We start from the raw sequence: 241 nt of genomic DNA, 5'->3' as shown, positions 1-241 counted from the left end.
ACAGCAGTGCTACGCCCATGCCGTTGTCGGCGGTGCCGCCGACGAAGGCCGACTCGGTGTGCTTCCAGCCGCCATGCTGCGAGGTTTCCAAGGTGGTGGAAAGCTCAGCCGAGGCCTTCTCTGGGATCGCCCGGGTAACGAAGTTGATCACCCCACCGACGTTCTGCGGGCCGTAGCGCACAGAACCTGCGCCGCGTACCACGTCGATGCTGTCCAGGTTGCCCGAAGAGATCGGCGCCAT

1 protein-coding gene is annotated in these 241 nt (G+C 64.7%); it reads right to left on the bottom strand.

The window, feature by feature from the left end; all coding sequences use genetic code 11:
- On the bottom strand, window positions 1–241 hold a 241-nt coding region (locus SB756_RS34535), incomplete at both ends, for a hypothetical protein (RefSeq protein WP_410913812.1).

It is taken from the genome of Pseudomonas sp. SIMBA_068, from assembly GCF_046534705.1.
Taxonomy (GTDB): domain Bacteria; phylum Pseudomonadota; class Gammaproteobacteria; order Pseudomonadales; family Pseudomonadaceae; genus Aquipseudomonas; species Aquipseudomonas putida.
Note: the sequence above shows the minus strand (reverse complement) of the source record. Positions and strands in the feature narration are given on the sequence as shown.